1 protein-coding gene is annotated in these 241 nt (G+C 40.2%); it reads left to right on the top strand.

What is annotated here, in order from left to right:
* Positions 1 to 241: hypothetical protein (locus G7034_RS01650; RefSeq protein WP_166399226.1), on the top strand; the 241-nt coding region annotated here is incomplete at both ends.

Below are 241 nucleotides of genomic sequence, written 5' to 3'. Positions count from 1 at the left end.
ATAACGGAATTGATGGTGAGTTCATCTATATCCGATTGGAAGGAGAAAATGCTTGTATTACGGCGTTTAATTCCGCTGAAGATAATCGATTCCAGTTGTTCATTGATGACCGACCTGAGATTAATTTAACAGCGAGTAATGAAATCATTTGTGCTTCACCAAGTGACGCTCAACAAGCCGACAACGAAATAGGCGAATTCGATTTAACGCAGAAAGATGAGGAAATCAATCCAAATGCGGG

It is taken from the genome of Psychroflexus maritimus (assembly GCF_011089875.1).
Classification (GTDB): Bacteria; Bacteroidota; Bacteroidia; order Flavobacteriales; family Flavobacteriaceae; genus Psychroflexus; species Psychroflexus maritimus.
Note: the sequence above shows the minus strand (reverse complement) of the source record. Positions and strands in the feature narration are given on the sequence as shown.